This window comes from Campylobacter sp. RM12654 (genome assembly GCF_020137585.1).
Taxonomy (GTDB): domain Bacteria; phylum Campylobacterota; class Campylobacteria; order Campylobacterales; family Campylobacteraceae; genus Campylobacter_E.
Genome location: NZ_JACGAR010000030.1, coordinates 1 through 17781 on the forward strand (window position 1 = coordinate 1; position 17781 = coordinate 17781).

15 protein-coding genes and 5 tRNA genes are annotated in these 17781 nt (G+C 31.1%); 17 read left to right on the top strand and 3 right to left on the bottom strand.

All coding sequences use genetic code 11. From position 1 onward, the window contains the following. Positions 1–224: 224 nt before the first annotated feature. From AVBRAN12654_RS08425 to yaaA, 3 genes are read right to left on the bottom strand one after another with little or no spacing between them, the layout of a single operon-like run. Complete coding sequence (locus tag AVBRAN12654_RS08425) at positions 225–821, bottom strand: NAD(P)H-dependent oxidoreductase (RefSeq protein WP_336614292.1); 597 nt, start codon at positions 819–821, stop codon at positions 225–227. Then, positions 818–1042: a hypothetical protein gene (locus AVBRAN12654_RS08430; RefSeq protein ID WP_214118209.1), complete on the bottom strand. Its 225-nt coding sequence runs from the start codon at positions 1040–1042 to the stop codon at positions 818–820. Before AVBRAN12654_RS08430 ends, AVBRAN12654_RS08425 begins: the two co-directional genes overlap by 4 nt. A 1-nt stretch (position 1043) precedes the next feature. After that, positions 1044–1778, bottom strand: coding sequence for a peroxide stress protein YaaA (gene yaaA / locus AVBRAN12654_RS08435; protein WP_336614293.1), 735 nt, complete (start codon positions 1776–1778; stop codon positions 1044–1046). An 87-nt stretch (positions 1779–1865) separates the two neighbouring features. Between yaaA and AVBRAN12654_RS08440 the strand changes: the two genes are divergently transcribed. From AVBRAN12654_RS08440 to AVBRAN12654_RS08520, 17 genes are all read left to right on the top strand, one after another. Continuing rightward, a tRNA-Thr gene (locus AVBRAN12654_RS08440) sits at positions 1866–1941 on the top strand. A gap of 56 nt (positions 1942–1997) precedes the next feature. Further along, positions 1998–2082 (top strand) — tRNA-Tyr (locus tag AVBRAN12654_RS08445). An 8-nt stretch (positions 2083–2090) separates the two neighbouring features. Next, positions 2091–2167 (top strand) — tRNA-Gly (locus tag AVBRAN12654_RS08450). 108 nt (positions 2168–2275) lie between these two features. Continuing rightward, positions 2276–2350: transfer RNA gene (locus AVBRAN12654_RS08455), tRNA-Thr, on the top strand. Positions 2351–2412: 62 nt separating this feature from the next. Continuing rightward, complete coding sequence (gene tuf / locus AVBRAN12654_RS08460) at positions 2413–3612, top strand: elongation factor Tu (RefSeq protein WP_214118205.1); 1200 nt, start codon at positions 2413–2415, stop codon at positions 3610–3612. A 49-nt stretch (positions 3613–3661) separates the two neighbouring features. After that, complete coding sequence (rpmG, locus tag AVBRAN12654_RS08465; RefSeq protein WP_214118203.1) at positions 3662–3820, top strand: 50S ribosomal protein L33; 159 nt, start codon at positions 3662–3664, stop codon at positions 3818–3820. Between the two features lie 4 nt (positions 3821–3824). Further along, a tRNA-Trp gene (locus tag AVBRAN12654_RS08470) sits at positions 3825–3900 on the top strand. A gap of 15 nt (positions 3901–3915) precedes the next feature. Continuing rightward, positions 3916–4095 (top strand): preprotein translocase subunit SecE, encoded by a 180-nt coding sequence (gene secE / locus AVBRAN12654_RS08475; RefSeq protein WP_214118201.1) that lies wholly within the window; start codon positions 3916–3918, stop codon positions 4093–4095. A gap of 9 nt (positions 4096–4104) precedes the next feature. Beyond that, a complete protein-coding gene (gene nusG / locus AVBRAN12654_RS08480; RefSeq protein ID WP_214118200.1) occupies positions 4105–4638 on the top strand; it encodes a transcription termination/antitermination protein NusG in 534 nt (177 codons plus the stop codon). Positions 4639–4655: 17 nt separating this feature from the next. Next, entirely contained in the window at positions 4656–5081 is a 426-nt protein-coding gene (gene rplK / locus AVBRAN12654_RS08485) for a 50S ribosomal protein L11 (RefSeq protein WP_214118198.1), read from the top strand. A gap of 56 nt (positions 5082–5137) precedes the next feature. Further along, positions 5138–5839 (top strand): 50S ribosomal protein L1, encoded by a 702-nt coding sequence (rplA, locus tag AVBRAN12654_RS08490; RefSeq protein WP_214118196.1) that lies wholly within the window; start codon positions 5138–5140, stop codon positions 5837–5839. Positions 5840–6024: 185 nt separating this feature from the next. Beyond that, the gene (rplJ, locus tag AVBRAN12654_RS08495) at positions 6025–6504 is read left to right on the top strand and encodes a 50S ribosomal protein L10 (protein ID WP_214118194.1); all 480 of its coding nucleotides are present in this window, start codon (positions 6025–6027) and stop codon (positions 6502–6504) included. A gap of 18 nt (positions 6505–6522) precedes the next feature. Continuing rightward, positions 6523–6897, top strand: coding sequence for a 50S ribosomal protein L7/L12 (gene rplL, locus AVBRAN12654_RS08500; RefSeq protein ID WP_214118192.1), 375 nt, complete (start codon positions 6523–6525; stop codon positions 6895–6897). Positions 6898–6986: 89 nt separating this feature from the next. Then, positions 6987–11117, top strand: coding sequence for a DNA-directed RNA polymerase subunit beta (gene rpoB / locus AVBRAN12654_RS08505; protein WP_214119982.1), 4131 nt, complete (start codon positions 6987–6989; stop codon positions 11115–11117). Next, complete coding sequence (gene rpoC / locus AVBRAN12654_RS08510; RefSeq protein WP_442862322.1) at positions 11107–15645, top strand: DNA-directed RNA polymerase subunit beta'; 4539 nt, start codon at positions 11107–11109, stop codon at positions 15643–15645. Before rpoB ends, rpoC begins: the two co-directional genes overlap by 11 nt. Before the next feature lie 292 nt (positions 15646–15937). Then, positions 15938–17305, top strand: a complete 1368-nt coding sequence (locus tag AVBRAN12654_RS08515; RefSeq protein WP_336614295.1) for a hypothetical protein — start codon at positions 15938–15940, stop codon at positions 17303–17305. 51 nt (positions 17306–17356) lie between these two features. Continuing rightward, positions 17357–17781 (top strand): hypothetical protein (locus AVBRAN12654_RS08520; RefSeq protein WP_336614296.1); only part of this gene is annotated, 425 nt, incomplete at its 3' end.

Sequence of the window (17781 nt, forward strand, 5' to 3'; positions counted from 1 at the left end):
AATAAAGTATTTTATGAAAGGAGATATTATGAATAATGCTAATGCAAACCATAAAGCAAATCAAGCTAATGCTAATAAAGGCACTTCAGGTCAAAACCCAGCTCACGCAAAAGTTCATGGAAATCGTGGTGCTCAATTAAATCCAAATAATAAAAAATAATTTTGGATTTACTAGCCTAAAAAGGCTAGTGTATAAAATGTAATTTATTTTGAAGATAGAATGCTTATATAAATTTTACTTTTTCGTTAAACGAAAATCTCATTTTTTTATGTTTTGGTTGTCCGTTTGCTCTATAACCAAAAGTTAAAACCAAAGCGCAAAACTCATCTTTTGGTAAAAATTCTTCATTAATCGGTGCTTCGTCGTATCCACCGATAATGCAAGAATCAACGCCTAAAGTATGAGCGCAATTTACCATATTTGTCGCTGCTATATAGCATTGTAAAGCTCCATATTCGTGAGCGTTTCTAGTTTCTAAACGCTTTAGATAAGGCGAATATAATTCATAAACTTTATCAAAATCTTCTCTTCTTTTAAGTGCATTTTGAACTACGCTACCCTTTGGGTCAAAATTATTTTTTGCAGCTACAATTACAGCAAAAGCACAAGTTTCAAATTGTCTTTTAGAATTACAAAATTGTTTTAATTTTTTAATGTTTTCAGGACTTTGTAAAACATAAAAAGTCCAAGGCTCAAGCCCTAATGAGCTAGGGCTTAAAACTCCAGCTTCTAAAATAGTATTGATTTTTGCTTGAGAAACTTTTTCGTTATTAAATTCTTTACAAGCAAAACGAGTTTTTAATAAGTGCAAATAATTCATTCTTCGTCCTTTCTAGCTTTTTTTTGAGCTAATATATTTTCTTTATTATCTTCTATTAATAATCTATTTCTTTCTATTAGCTTCATTGCTTCGTTTAATTTATCATCAATTACTGATATTTTTTGTTTTAATAGATTTATTCTTGCGTTGAAATATTGCGTAATTAAAAATGCTATCAGTAAAAATACGATTAGTATAACTAGTAAATACAAGCTTCCCATTTTAATCCTTTATATCAATATAAAATATTGTTTTATTTTCTATATTTTCTATATTTATTACAGAAAAATTAGTATAAATCATATTAGATAATTCTTTAATATTAGTAATATTATTTTGTGCTAATAGCCTTAAAACCCTGCCACGATAGACTTTTGAGCTATGAGATAATTGCTTATTATTTTTCATAAAAATAAAAGTTGCGTGTGGAATTTGAATTTGATAATAGTCTTTATAAATATCAGCTCTAAGGTCAATTGCAAATTCTTTTATTATTTCATTTAGATTATTTTTTGTATCTTTTAAATATTCTTTAGCTTGGTTGATTTTGTTTAATTTCACCCCTTGTTTGAGTTTATAAAATGGTATCTCATCATTTGCAAGAATAGGTCCAAAAAGGTTGGAAAATATAATTACATTATCATCAATATATGTTTTTTCTTCATTACTTAAGCTATTGTAATCTAATTCTTTATAGCTAACTCCTTGGTATAAAATTATTGCTTTATATAATTTATTAGAGAAATTATTTAATATATTTTGGGTATTTTTAACACCAAAAATTAATTCTAAATTATCAAAATGATTTATATATTCCTTTATATATGATTTTCTAAATTGAGATTTTATTGAGAGATTGTCTAAATTTAAATTAGTAAAAAATATCTTTAATTCATCTACATTACAAGCATTTAAGCTATTTATTTTTTCTTCACTTGGTGAAAACAAAATTTTCATATTGCTCCTTTTTTTAAAAAAATTATAACTTACTCTTGACAAATGAAAAATTTTTACATATAATGCCGTCTTTCATTTTTGATTTATGCTGGTTTAGCTCAGTTGGTAGAGCAGCTGCCTTGTAAGCAGCAGGTCGGGGGTTCAAGTCCCTTAACCAGCTCCATTTTATTTTTAGCAGTGTTTGACCAGAACAAAAAAGGCTTTATTTTTATAAATAAAGGTGAGTTACTCAAGTGGCCAACGAGGGCAGACTGTAAATCTGCTGGCTTTGCCTTCCGTGGTTCGAATCCACGACTCACCACCATTATAGATGCGGGAATAGCTCAGTTGGCTAGAGCATCAGCCTTCCAAGCTGAGGGTCGCGAGTTCGAGTCTCGTTTCCCGCTCCAACTTTTTTGCAAGAACTGGGAGCTGTAATTTTTATCGCTTCACAAGTTTTTCCAAAAATAGTTTAAGTTTTAGTGTATTTGTTGTCTAAAGTTATAATTTTTCTGAGCGCTCGTATGGCTCAGAGGTAGAGCACTCCCTTGGTAAGGGAGAGGTCGTGGGTTCAAGTCCCACTATGAGCTCCATTTATTCAAAAAGGTAATAATTTTAGACTAGTAATTAATTTTATTAATACGGAGGAAGTATTATGGCAAAGGAAAAATTCTCACGTAATAAACCACACGTGAATATCGGAACAATTGGTCACGTTGACCACGGTAAAACTACTTTAACTGCTGCTATTTCAGCTGTTTTATCAAGAAAAGGTCTTGCAGAGCTTAAAGATTATGATAATATTGATAATGCTCCAGAAGAAAAAGAAAGAGGTATTACAATTGCTACTTCTCATATTGAGTATGAGACTGAAAATCGTCACTACGCTCACGTAGACTGCCCAGGCCACGCAGACTATGTTAAAAACATGATTACAGGTGCTGCACAAATGGATGGCGCTATTCTTGTTGTTTCAGCAGCAGACGGCCCAATGCCACAAACTAGAGAACATATTCTATTATCACGCCAAGTTGGTGTTCCATATATCGTAGTATTTATGAACAAAGCTGATATGGTTGATGATGCTGAATTATTAGAACTAGTTGAAATGGAAATTAGAGAATTATTAAGTTCATATGATTTCCCAGGCGATGACACTCCAATCGTATCTGGTTCAGCTTTACAAGCTTTAGAAGAAGCAAAAGCTGGTAAAGATGGCGAATGGTCAGCTAAAATTTTAGAGCTAATGGCTCAAGTAGATAGCTATATCCCAACTCCAGTTCGTGATACTGACAAAGATTTCTTAATGCCAATTGAAGACGTATTCTCAATTTCAGGTCGTGGTACAGTTGTAACAGGACGTATTGAAAAAGGTATCGTTAAAGTTGGAGATACTATCGAAATCGTTGGTATTAGAGATACTCAAACAACAACAGTTACTGGTGTTGAAATGTTTAGAAAAGAAATGGAGCAAGGTGAAGCTGGTGATAACGTAGGTGTATTACTACGCGGAACAAAAAAAGAAGATGTTATTCGTGGTATGGTTCTTGCTAAACCAAAAACTATTACTCCACATACAGACTTTGAAGCTGAAGTTTATATCTTAACTAAAGAAGAAGGTGGTAGACATACTCCATTCTTTAATAACTATAGACCACAGTTCTATGTAAGGACAACTGACGTTACAGGTTCTATTCAGTTAGCAGAAGGCACAGAAATGGTTATGCCTGGTGATAACGTAAGAATTACTGTATCATTAATTCAACCAGTTGCACTTGAAGAAGGTACTCGTTTTGCTATCCGTGAAGGTGGTAGAACAGTTGGTTCAGGTGTTGTATCAAAAATTATTAAGTAATTTAAATGAGTAGGTTTTATACCTACTCTAAAAACTAAAAGGAAATGTTATGAGAATTAAAATTGGTTTAAAATGCGAAGAAACAGGCGATATTAATTATAGTACGTTTAAAAATTCAAAGAATACTACTGAAAAGTTAGAACTTAAAAAGTATTGCCCAAGATTAAGAAAACATACAGTTCATAAAGAAGTTAAGTTAAAAAGCTAATTTTAGGGCAATAGCTCCAACGGTAGAGCGCCGGATTCCAAATCCGATGGTTGGGGGTTCGAATCCCTCTTGCCCTGCCAATTAAAGGTTTTAAAATGGAAAAATTAATAAATTATTTTAAGTTATCAAAAGCTGAGTTAGCAAAAGTATTTTTTCCAACTAAAGGACAAGTAAAAAATGCTTTTATTACGGTAGTTGTTGTAGTTACCGTTATTTCTTTATTTTTAGCTTTTGTTGATTTTATTATGTCTTTTTCATTAAAGAGTATTTTATAAGGGCGCGAGATGAATTTTAAATGGTATGCAATTCAGACTTACGCAGGTAGCGAAATGGCTGTAAAAAGAGCTATTGAGAAATTATGTTATGAAAATGGAATTTCTGATAGATTAAAAGAAGTTTTAGTTCCTACAGAAGATGTTATTGAAACAGGTAAGAATGGAAAACAGAAAATTACAGCAAAATGTTTATATTCTAGCTATGTTTTTGCAAACATTGATTTAGATATAGAGTTATGGCATAAAATTCAAAAATTGCCTAAAGTTGGAAGATTTATTGGAGAATCTAAAAAACCTACTCCTTTAAGTGAGAAGGATGTTAATTTGATTTTAGAAAAAGCTAATAATAAAAAAGCTCCAAGACCTAAAATTTTCTTTGAAAATGGAGAAAGTGTTAGGATTACTGAAGGCTCATTTGCGAATTTTACAGGTATTGTAGAAGAATACGATATGGTTAGGGGTACTTTAAAACTTAATGTTTCAATTTTTGGAAGAAGTACGCCAGTTGAAATACTATATTCACAAGTAGAAAAAATTATTTAATAAATTAAGGAGTCATTATGGCTAAAAAAGTTGTTGGGGAAATTAAATTACAAATAGCTGCAACAAAGGCAAATCCATCACCACCAGTAGGACCTGCTTTAGGACAACAAGGTGTTAATATTATGGAATTTTGTAAGGCTTTCAATGAGCGTACAAAAGATATGGCGGGATATAATATTCCAGTAGTTATAACAGTATATGCTGATAAAAGTTTTACATTTATAACAAAACAACCACCTGCTACAGATTTAATTAAAAAGGCTGCAGGTATTTCAAAAGGAACTGATAATCCTTTAAAAAATAAAGTAGGTAAGCTAACAAAAGCTCAAATACTTGAAATTGTTGATAGAAAAATTGCTGACTTAAATACAAAAGATCGTGAGCAAGCTGCTAAGATTATTGCAGGTTCTGCTAGATCAATGGGTGTTGAAGTAGTAGATTAATAAGAACCTAACCGCCGGGTTAAGGCGGAAGCACTTTAAAAAATGCGGAGAAAAATATGGCAAAAAAAGCAAAAAGAATTCAAGAATTATTAAAAAAAGTTGATTTAACAAAAGAATATTCACTAAATGATGGTATTAAAGTTATTAAAACTTTATCATCAGCTAAATTTGATGAAACCGTTGAAATAGCAATGAAATTAAATGTTGATCCAAGACATGCTGATCAAATGGTAAGAGGTTCAGTAGTATTACCAGAAGGAACTGGCAAAAAGGTTCGTGTAGCTGTAATTGCAAAAGATATTAAAGCTGATGAAGCAAAAGCAGCAGGAGCTGATATTGTTGGTGATGATGATTTAGTAGAAGAAATTCAAAAAGGTAATATTAATTTTGATGTATTAATAGCAACTCCAAATTTAATGGGGCTAGTTGGTAAAGTTGGCCGTATTTTAGGACCTAAAGGTTTAATGCCAAATCCTAAAACAGGAACAGTTACTATGGATGTAGCTCAAGCTGTTAAAAATGCTAAGTCAGGACAAGTTAATTTCCGTGTAGATAAACAAGGAAATATTCATGCTGGTTTAGGTAAAGTTAGTTTTTCTGAAGAAAAATTATTAAATAACGTTAGTGCTTTTGTAAAAGCAATTAATAAACACAAACCTGCAACTGCAAAAGGTAGATATATTAAGAGTGCAACTCTATCTTTAACAATGAGTCCAGGTTTAAAACTTGAAACTCAAGAATTATTAGATTTAAAATAATTTTTTCTATGAATAGCTATTTTTTAAACTTTTTATGTTAAAAATATAGCTATTCTTTTTCAAATTTTTATTTTAGTTTTTTTGCGTAAAGAATTTAAATAAAAATTTGATTTGTGACAGCCGAGGTTTATTACTTAATTGACTTTTGTCTCTCTGCTTAAATCATAAATCGGAAAGGAGAAAAGATGACAAGAAACCAAAAAGAAGAACTAATAGCTAGACTTTCTGATGAATTTACAACAAACAATGCTGTTGTTGTTTGTAATTATAAAGGTATTATTACTAAGCAATTAGAAGTATTACGTGATTCTGCAAGAGTTGCTAATGTTAAAGTAGAAGTTATTAAAAATACTTTAGCTAGTATTGCTTTAGAAAAATCAGGCAAAAATGGTTTAACACTTAAAGATACAAATATTTATCTTTGGGGAGAAGACGCGTTAGCAGTTACAAAAGTAGCAGCTAAATTTGCTGAAAAAAATAATGCGTTTGAAGTTAAGTTTGGTCACATAGATGGTGAAGTTGCAGATGCTAATAAAATTACTGCATTATCTAAAATGCCATCTCGTGAAGAGTTACTTGCTATGTTATTGCAAGTTTGGAATGCGCCGATTCAAAATTTCACAATCGGTTTAAATGCACTTAAAGAAAAAAAAGAACAAGAATAATTTTATAAAGGATAAAAAATGGCAATTACAAAACAAGATGTATTAGAATATATCTCAAATCTAAGTGTTTTAGAACTATCTGAATTAGTTAAAGAATTTGAAGAAAAATTTGGTGTTAGTGCAGCTCCTGTAATGGTTGCTGGTGCTGTAGGTGGTGCTGCAGCTGCTGCTGAAGAAGAAAAAACAGAATTTAACGTTGTGTTAGTAGATTCAGGTGCTAACAAAATTAATGTTATTAAAGTAGTACGTGCATTAACAGGATTAGGCTTAAAAGAAGCTAAAGATGCTGTTGAAGGTACTCCATCAACATTAAAAGAAGGTGTTAGCAAAGCAGATGCTGAAGAAGCTAAAAAACAACTTGAAGAAGCTGGCGCTAAGGTTGAACTTAAATAATTTATTTAGCCCTATTTTTAGGGCTATTTTTGTATTGTGTTGTTTTTACAACAAAACTATTCTTTCAAAACTTACCAAGAGGTACATATATGTTAAATAGCTTACATTCAGGAAACAGATTAAGGGTGGATTTTTCAAACGTTCCACAGCAAATTGAGATTCCAAATCTATTACAATTACAGCAAAAAAGCTTTGATTATTTTTTAAATATTGGTAATGAAGACAGGGAAAGTGGTATAGAAAAAGTTTTTAAATCTTTTTTTCCTGTTAGTGATTCTCAAAATAGATTAAGTTTAGATTACGTATCTTGTGAATTTGTAAAGCCTAAATACACAGTAAGAGAGTGTATGGAAAGAGGTCTTACGTATGCAGCTAACTTGCGTGCAAAAATTCGCTTGACGTTATATGATAGAGATGAAAAAACTGGTGAAAAAATTGGAATTAAAGATATAAAAGAACAAGATATTACTATTCGTGATATACCTTTAATGACAGATAGAGTTTCTTTCGTTATCAATGGGGTTGAAAGAGTAGTTGTAAATCAGCTTCATAGAAGTCCAGGTGTTATTTTTAAAGAAAGCGAAGAAGGTAATAAATTACTTTATTCTAGCCAAATTATACCTGATAGAGGAGCTTGGATTTATTTTGAATTTGATTCAAAAAATATTTTATATGCAAGAATTAATAAAAGAAGAAAATTCCAAGCAACACTTTTACTAAGAGTATTAGGATATAGCAAAGAAGATATTATTCAATTATTTTATCCAATTCAAACAATAACACTAAAAAAACATAAATTCTATACAAAATTTGATATTAATGCTATAGGCGATAGAGTTGAATTTGATTTAATTAATGAAAAAGGTGAAGTTGTTCACGAAGCAGGTAAGAAATTAACTAAAAGAAAAATTAAAGAACTTGAAGAATCAGGTTTAAAATTAATAGAATATCCTGTTGATATTTTAGCTAATCGTCAATTAGCAGAGCCTGTATATGATAAAAATACTGGGGAATTATTATTTGATACTCTTACAATGCTTGATGAAGATAAGCTAATTGCTTTAGTTCATAATGGTAGTGATTTTAAAATAGCTAATGATGTTGGTTCAGGAATTGATGATTCAATGTTAAAAACTCTTCAAAATGATTTAGATATGTTTAAATCATTTAAGCGTTCAGAAAATTATGAAAATGAAGAAGAATTTGCAATAGCTAAAATATTTAGAGTATTAAGACCAGGTGATCCTGTTGTTTTAGAAGCAGCAAAAACTTATATTTTAGATATGTTATTTAACCCTGAAAGATACGATATAACAAGAGTTGGTCGTATGAAAATGAACCACAAATTAGGACTTGATGTTCCTGAATATGTAACCGTTTTAACTAGAGAAGATATAGTAAAAACTATTCAATATCTTTACAGAATTAAATCAGGTCGTGGATATTTAGATGATAGAGACCATTTAGGAAATAGAAGAATTAGAGCTATTGGTGAGTTATTAACTAATGAATTACACATAGGTTTTGCAAAAATTCAAAAAGGTATTAAAGATAAATTAAGCTCAATTACTACTCCTATTGAAGAATTAATGCCAAGTGATTTAGTGAATTCAAAAATGATTACTTCTACACTACTTGATTTCTTTACGGGTGGTCAATTATCACAATTTATGGATCAAACAAATCCACTTAGTGAAGTTACACATAAAAGAAGATTATCGGCTTTAGGTGAGGGTGGTTTAGTAAAAGAAAGAGCAAGTTTTGAAGCTCGTGATGTTCACACAACTCATTATGGAAGAATTTGTCCTGTTGAAACTCCAGAAGGTCAAAATATCGGTCTTATTAACTCGCTTTCAACTTATGCAAAAGTTAATGATTTAGGTTTTGTTGAAGCTCCTTATAGAAAAGTTGTAGATGGTAAAATAAGCGATGAAATCGTGTATTTAACAGCTACTCAAGAAGAAGGAATTTGTATTGCACCAGCTTCTACTAAAGTAGATGAAAATGGAAATATTGTTGATGATTTAATTGAAGCTAGAATAGATGGAGAAACGATACTAGCAAAACGCGAAGATGTAGGACTTATTGACCTTACTTCAGGGGCTATCGTTGGGCTTGCAGCTTCGTTAATTCCTTTCCTAGAACACAATGACGCAAACCGTGCACTAATGGGTTCAAACATGCAACGTCAAGCAGTTCCATTGCTTACTGCTACTGCTCCAATAGTTGGAACAGGTATGGAAAGAGTAGTAGCAAGAGATGCGTGGGAAGCAATCAAAGCTAAGCGTTCAGGTAAAGTAGAAAAAGTTGATAGCAATAATATATTTATATTAGGCGAAGATGATAATGGTTTATATATAGACCATTACAAACTAGAAAAAAACTTAAGAACAAACCAAAATACAACATTTTCTCAAAAACCAATTGTAAGAAAAGGCGATATAGTAAAAGTAGGACAAGTAATTGCAGATGGCCCTTCTATGGATCAAGGAGAGCTTGCTATTGGTAAAAATGCTTTAATTGCATTTATGCCTTGGAATGGTTACAACTACGAAGATGCTATTGTAATGAGCGAAAAAATGATTCGTGAAGACGCATTTACTAGTGTTCATGTTTATGAAAAAGAAATAGAAGCTCGTGAATTAAAAGATGGCGTTGAAGAAATTACTCGTGATATTCCGAATGTAAAAGATGAAGATATAGCACATTTAGATGAAAGCGGTATTGTAAGAATCGGAACGCATGTAAAACCTGGTATGATTTTAGTAGGTAAAGTTTCTCCTAAAGGTGAAGTAAAACCAACTCCTGAAGAGAGATTATTAAGAGCGATTTTCGGAGAAAAAGCAGGTCATGTAGTTAATAAATCTTTATACGCAGGTGCTAGTGTTGAAGGCGTTGTAATTGATGTAAAAGTATTTACAAAAAAAGGTCATGAAAAAGATGCTCGTGCAAAAGCAGCTCAAGACGCTGAACGCTTAGTATTAGAAAAAGACTATCATGATAGATTATTAATGATGGATAGAGAAGAAAATCTAAAGATTGCTAAATTATTAAAAGAAACTCCTTTAGAAAAAGCTGAAACTATAGGCGGAACATCTTATAAAAAAGGTGAAATCGTAAAAGAAGATGATTTATCTAATTTAAATCGTTTTGCTATTGGAAGTATTATTAAAGCTTATCCTAAAGATGTGCAAGCTTATTATGAGAATTTAAAAAATCATTTCCAAAATGAGAAAAAAGCTTTAAAACAAGAACATGATGAAAAATTAGAAATATTAGAAAAAGATGATATTTTACAAAATGGTATAGTAAAACTTGTAAAAGTTTATATAGCAACTAAGCGTAAGTTAAAAGTTGGGGATAAAATGGCAGGTCGTCACGGAAATAAAGGTATAGTTTCTTGCATAGTTCCTGAAGTTGATATGCCTTATTTACCTGATGGAAGACCTGTTGATATTGTTTTAAATCCACTAGGTGTTCCAAGCCGTATGAATATAGGTCAAATTCTAGAAAGCCATTTAGGTTTAGTAGGACTTAGACTAGGAGAACAAATTCAAGAAATATTTGATGCAAAAAGAGCTGATTTTATTAAAGAATTACGCCAAAAAATGATTGATATTTGCGATATTTCAAGATTAATGGATGCTAAGGTATATCTAAAAGATATGAGCGATGATGAGTTTATTCGCCACGCAAGAGATTGGAGTAAGGGCGTTAAATTTGGAGCTCCTGTTTTTGAAGGTGTAACTGCAGAAGAATTTAAAAAGCTATTTGAAATGGCTAGAATAGATATGGATGGCAAAAGTGAGCTATACGATGGTCGCACAGGCGAAAAGATGAAAGAGCGTGTAAATGTGGGCGTTATGTATATGCTTAAACTTCACCACTTAGTAGATGAGAAAGTTCACGCAAGAAGTACAGGTCCATATAGCCTTGTTACACAACAACCTGTTGGTGGTAAAGCATTATTCGGAGGTCAAAGATTTGGAGAGATGGAAGTTTGGGCATTAGAAGCTTATGGTGCAGCACATACTTTAAGAGAAATGCTAACTATTAAATCTGATGATATTGATGGAAGATTTGCAGCGTATAAAGCACTTGCAAAAGGAGAAAATGTAACTTCAGCAGGAATTCCTGAGACATTTTTTGTTCTTACAAACGAGCTAAAATCTTTAGCTTTAGATGTTGAGATTTATAAAGAGGATAATGATGATGAATAAGAAATATAAAAAAATCCAACTTAACGAAGAAGAAAAACCAAGTCAATTTGATGCCATAGGGTTTAAAATAGCTAGCCCTGAGGCTATTCGTTCATGGTCATTTGGTGAAGTAAAAAAACCAGAAACTATAAACTATCGCACACTTAAGCCTGAAAGAGATGGCTTATTTTGTGCTAAGATTTTTGGGCCAATTAGAGATTATGAGTGCCTTTGCGGAAAATATAAAAAAATGCGTTTTAAAGGCGTTAAATGTGAAAAATGTGGAGTTGAAGTAACTACAAGTAAAGTTCGCCGCACTAGAATGGGTCATATTGAATTAGTTACTCCAGTGGCTCATACTTGGTATTCAAATGCAATACCTGCAAGAATTTCAACACTTTTAGATATTTCTACAAAAGATTTAAGCCGTGTTTTATACTATGAAGCATATATTGTAGAAGCTGTTGGAGATGCGCATACTGCAACTTATGATGATAATAAAAAAGTTACAAAATATAGCGTAATCAGCGAAGAACAATTCCAAGCTTTAAATGAAAGATATGAAGATACTGGCTTTAAAGCTAGAATGGGTGGAGAAGTAATTCATGATTTATTAGCTGAACTTGATTTAGTAGATATGGTAAGAGAATTAAAAGAAGCTTGCGAGCTAGCTCCAAAATCAAAAAAACCTGCAATTATTAAAAAATTAAAAATTGTAGAAAGCTTTTTAGCAAGTTCTCAAAGTGGAGAAGGAAATCGCCCTGAATGGATGATGATTACATGCTTACCTGTTTTACCACCTGATTTACGCCCATTGGTGTCTTTAGATGGTGGAAAATTTGCTGTTTCTGATGTGAATGATTTATATCGCCGTGTAATTAACAGAAACTCTCGTTTAAAAAGATTAATTGAACTTGATGCGCCTGAAATTATTATTAGAAACGAAAAAAGAATGCTTCAAGAAGCTGTTGATTCATTGTTTGATAACGCTAGAAAACAAACAGGAGCAGCTAAAGGTGCAAACAAAAGAACTCTAAAATCACTTACTGAAATCATCAAGGGTAAGCAAGGACGCTTTAGACAAAACCTACTTGGAAAGCGTGTTGACTTTTCAGGTCGTAGCGTAATTGTTGTTGGTCCAAAACTTAGAATGGATCAATGTGGCTTACCTAAACAAATGGCTTTAGAATTATTTAAACCACATTTATTAGCTAAACTTGAAGAAAAAGGTTATGCAACTACGGTTAAACAAGCTCATAAAATGATAGGCGAAAAGACTAACGAAGTATGGGAATGTTTAGAAGAAGTAGTAAAAGATCATCCTGTAATGCTAAACCGTGCACCAACTCTACACAAGCTTTCAATTCAAGCTTTCCATCCAGTGCTAGTTGAAGGTAAAGCTATTCAGTTACACCCTTTAGTTTGTGCTGCATTTAACGCTGACTTTGACGGCGACCAAATGGCTGTGCATGTTCCACTTAGCCAAGAAGCAATAGCAGAATGTAAGATATTAATGCTAAGCTCAATGAATATTTTATTACCTGCAAGTGGTAAAGCTATAACAGTTCCATCACAAGATATGGTTTTAGGTATTTATTATCTATCGCTTGAAAAAACAGATGCAAAAGGTGCTAATAAGATTTGCACTGGTGTTGATGAAGTATTAATGGCTATGCAAACAGGCTCACTTGATATTCATGCTACAATCAAATCAGTTGTAAATGGTAAGAGTATTAAAACTACCGCGGGTCGTTTAATTATCAAATCAATTTTACCTGATTTTGTTCCTGAAGAATTATGGAATAAGGTTTTAAAGAAAAAGGATATCGGAGCATTAGTTGATTATGTTTATAAAAATGGTGGCTTAGAAATTAGTGCAAGTTTCCTTGATAATCTTAAGAATTTAGGTTTTGAATACGCTACAAAAGCTGGTATTTCAATTTCTATTGCTGATATTATTGTTCCTGATGAAAAGAGCGATAATATAGAAAATGCAAAAGCAAAAGTAAGAGAAATCCAAAACTCATTTAACCAAGGTCTAATCACTGCTAGTGAGCGTTACAATAAAATTATTGATATTTGGAAAAATACTAATAATGAATTATCAAAAAATATGATTAATTTAATGAAAAACGATAAAGCAGGATTTAACTCAATTTATATGATGGCTGATTCAGGTGCTAGGGGTTCAACGGCTCAAATTTCACAGCTAGCAGCTATGCGTGGTCTTATGGCTAAACCTGATGGTTCTATTATTGAAACACCAATTACTTCAAACTTTAGAGAAGGGCTAAATGTTCTTGAATACTTTATCTCAACTCACGGAGCTAGAAAAGGTCTTGCGGATACTGCGTTAAAGACTGCAAGTGCAGGACACTTAACAAGAAAGCTAATTGATGTTGCTCAAAATGTGAAAATTACTATGAATGATTGTGGAACTCACGAAGGTATAGAAGTTAGTGAAATTACTGCTGATGGTGTTGTAGTTGAAAACTTACACGATAGAATTATAGGTAGGGTTTTAGCTGATGATGTTATTGATCCAATTAGCAATGAAGTATTATTTAATGAAGGCACATTAATTGATGAAGTAAAAGCAAAAAGTATTGTTCAAAGCAATATCAAATCAGTTACAATTAGAACTCCAATTACTTGTAAAGCTAAAAAAGGAATTTGTGCTAAGTGCTACGGAATTAGCCTTGCTGAAAGTAAGTTAGTTAAAACTGGTGAAGCTGTTGGTATTATTTCAGCTCAATCAATCGGTGAGCCAGGAACTCAGCTAACACTTAGAACTTTCCACAGCGGGGGAACTGCTACAACTGATATGCAAGATAGACAAGTAGAAGTTAAAAAAGAAGGTTTCATAAGATTTTATAATGTTCAAACTTATAAAAATAATGAAGGCAAACAAATTATCGCAAATCGTAGAAATGCAAATATCCTTTTAGTTGAGCCTAAGATTAAAGCTCCATTTGATGGAAGTATTTCATATATTAATGCGCACGATGATATAACTATAGTTGTAAAATCAGGTAAAAAAGAGCAAAAATATATTTTAAGAAAACACGATGTTGCAAAAATCAACGAATTAGCTGGTGTTAGTGGAAACTTATTAGGAAAGCTTTATTTACCTTATAAAGAAGGTGATAAAGTTGTTGAAAATGAAAGTATAGTTGAAGTTATTAAAGAAGACTATAATATTCCAAGACGTATTCCTTACGCATCAGAATTATTAATAGAAGATGGAGCACCAGTAGCTCAAGATATTAGAGCAAATGCGGTTGGTAAATTAAACTATTACATTCAAAAAAGCGATGGTTTAGAAAAAATTGAGCTTAAAAAAGGTCATATAGTTAATGAAAAAGGTTTATTTGTAATTATTTCAGATGGAAATGATAGAGAAGCTATTCGCCATTATGTTCCAAGAAAATCTAAAATAGAATTTGGAAGTAATGAAATAATTAAAAACGCTAATGATTTAATAGTTACAGATGCAAGTAATGAAAGCCATATAATAGCTCAATGGGATCCATATAATAACCCTATAATAGCTGAGAGTGATGGTATTGTAAGCTTTGTAGATATTGAACCAGGCTTTAGTGTTGAAGAGCAAACTGATGAATTAACAGGAAATAGCTCTTTAGTAGTTAATGAATATTTACCTGCTAGTATGAAACCTGCTATTGTGATTACAAAAGATGATGGAAGCACAATCAGATATCAACTAGAATCAAAAACCGTTATTTATGTAAATAATAATGAAAAGGTAAAAGTAGCTCAAATTCTAGCTAAAACTCCAAAGGCAGCAACTAAGTCTAAGGATATTACGGGTGGTCTTCCAAGAGTTACTGAATTATTTGAAGTAAGAAAGGTTAAAAACCCTGCTACATTAGCTGAGATTGATGGAATTGTAAGACTAGGTCAAGCTAGCCGTATGCGTCAAGTTATTACTATAGAAGGTGCTGATGGCAATTTGGTTGAGCATACGATTGACCGCCATAGCCAAATCCAAGTAAGAGATGGTGAGATGGTTCATGCAGGTGAGCGTTTAACTGATGGAACAATTACAAGTAATGATATTTTAAGAATATTAGGCGAGAAAGCATTACACCATTATTTAATTAGCGAAATTCAGCAAGTTTATAGCGGACAAGGCGTTGCAATTAGTGATAAACATATAGAAATTATTATTTCACAAATGTTAAGACAAGTAACCATTATAGATAGTGGAGATACTAAGTTTATAGTAGGCGATGTAGTAAGTAAGCGTAGATTTGCTGAAGAAAACGAAGCTGTTATGAAATTTGGTGGAAGTCCAGCTATTGCAGAACCACGCTTAACGGGTGTTACTCGTGCGTCAGTTAGCAGTGATAGTATTATTTCAGCTGCTTCGTTCCAAGAAACTACTAAGGTATTAACTGAAGCTAGTGTAACTGGTAAAGTAGATTATTTAGAAGACTTAAAAGAAAACGTTGTTTTAGGTAGAATGATACCTGTTGGAACGGGACTTTATTCAAGAGCAAAATTACAAATTCATAAAAACGACTAATTATAAGGGGATATAATCCCCTTATTTATTATTAATATCACAATACATTTTCTAATTACAATATTTAAATAAATATGAATATTTTAAATATCTATAATTTTTAACTACATTTTTTAGCTTTCAAATCTTGTTTTAAATTCTTTAAAATTAGTAGAATTTAAATAAATGCTTTAGATATTTTTATTGATATTTTTCATATTTTATATTTTAATTTAAAGGTATTTAAAAAATACAATGATTTTAAAATATAAAAATAGTATTATTTTAAAATATTATAAAAAGTGGGGTAAAAATGGCTTTTGAAAATGTAGTAATCACAAAAGAACTTGATGAAAAATATAAATTATCTAAAATCTTTAACATTTACAATAGAAGGTATAAAACTATTCCAGAAAGAAAAAAGTTTTTATTTGATAGTGATAAAGAGTGTTTTTTGCTTGAATGCTATCATTATGAAGACCCAGAGTTTGATCATGCTTATCTTAGCAAGGCTGTGTATATTATGTGGTATCAAAATACCTTTATAGAGCTTGTGATAGATTATAATTTGCACGAGATGATTGGAAACGAGATGTATGATTATATCTATGAGATTTTAGATATAAAAGTGCTTGATTCTACTATTAAAGATAACAAAGAAGGCTTTAATGTAATAGGGTATGATTATATATGTAGAGTTTTAGACATTAAAGATAAATCACCGCTTAGCAAAGATGAAATCTTTAGCGTAGTAAAAGATGCTTTGTTATCTTGTAAAGGCTACGGAGGAAAAATATATGTTTTAGATGAGATAACTAAACAAAAGTTAGAACAAATAAAATTATCATTAGATGAGGCAAACGAGATTTTGGATATTGCTGATGATACAGGGTATTTTGATTATATAGCAAAGCATTTAGATTTAAGATATCTTGGAGTTTTTAATAAATACACAGTTTTTTGCGAAGGGGTAAATGATATAAAAGATACAAGAAGTATTGATAAAACTATCGCTTTAAAGTTTTTGGATATTGATACAAATACAAGCTTGAAAAACGCTTTTATAAGGGTTTTTGATATAGACGAGCAAAGCTTGTTAAAAACCTTAAAAAGCGATATGTTTAAGTGTGTTGATATTTATAATATATTTAGCTCTCGCTTAAACAAAGAATTACATGATACAAAAGAATACAAAGCTTATGTGGAATTTGAAATTATGTATAAGACTCTTTTAAAGCGTTTTGCACGAGAGACATCAGGTGCAGTGCGTGTGATAGTAAGCGATAATCCTAGTCATAGTTTTGTTCATGCTACTTGTAAAGAGATTATGAAAAATGAAAACATAACTATGATAAACGATATACCAAAGAAGTTTTATCATGATTGTGCATGGTATTATGAGGATTTGCTTGATGCTTTTAGACGCGAGAAGGAATTTTTCAAAGAACATGTAAAAGAAACAGAACTACTTCTAAAACAATTGTCAATATATAAAAAATACGGCGTGTGTGGTTTTAATATTTTTAGATTTTTTTATAAATACTATGATAAAGCTTTTAGATTTTTTAACAAATACTACAATCCTTTTATAAAAGTTGTTATATTTGGTTTGCAGTTAGCTTGTGTTTATTTTGTTATTAGATTAGTTATTGTTTTGCTTAAGATTTTTGATTTGATTTAGTGTGATAAAGAATGTATTATTACTAAATTAACTTTATTTTAAAGGTAGGATATGAATGAGTTTTTAATATATCTAACATATTTTTTAGATAATTTACATGGTTTAGCTAGTGGAATTATTAGTATTTTAATTCCTATAATTTATGTGCCATTTTTTATTACCTATCCTACGCTTTTTGCCCTTACATTTTTTATAGGAATGAACCTTTATCCTAGATTTATAATAGCTTTATATATTTTATTTTTTTATTTGGTTATAAGAGTTGGGCTTATTGATAGAGATATCGGTGGGGGATTTGTAGTTTTACAACTATTACTACCAATTGTATTTTCACTATTAATTTGGTGGTTTTATAAGTTAATAATGAAACAAAATCAAAAATTTATTAAAGTTATCTTTTATTTTTTCTCATTTTTAATGATTGCTTTTCACGGAATATTATTCATAAGTCATTTTAATTTACAGCAAAGTCCAAA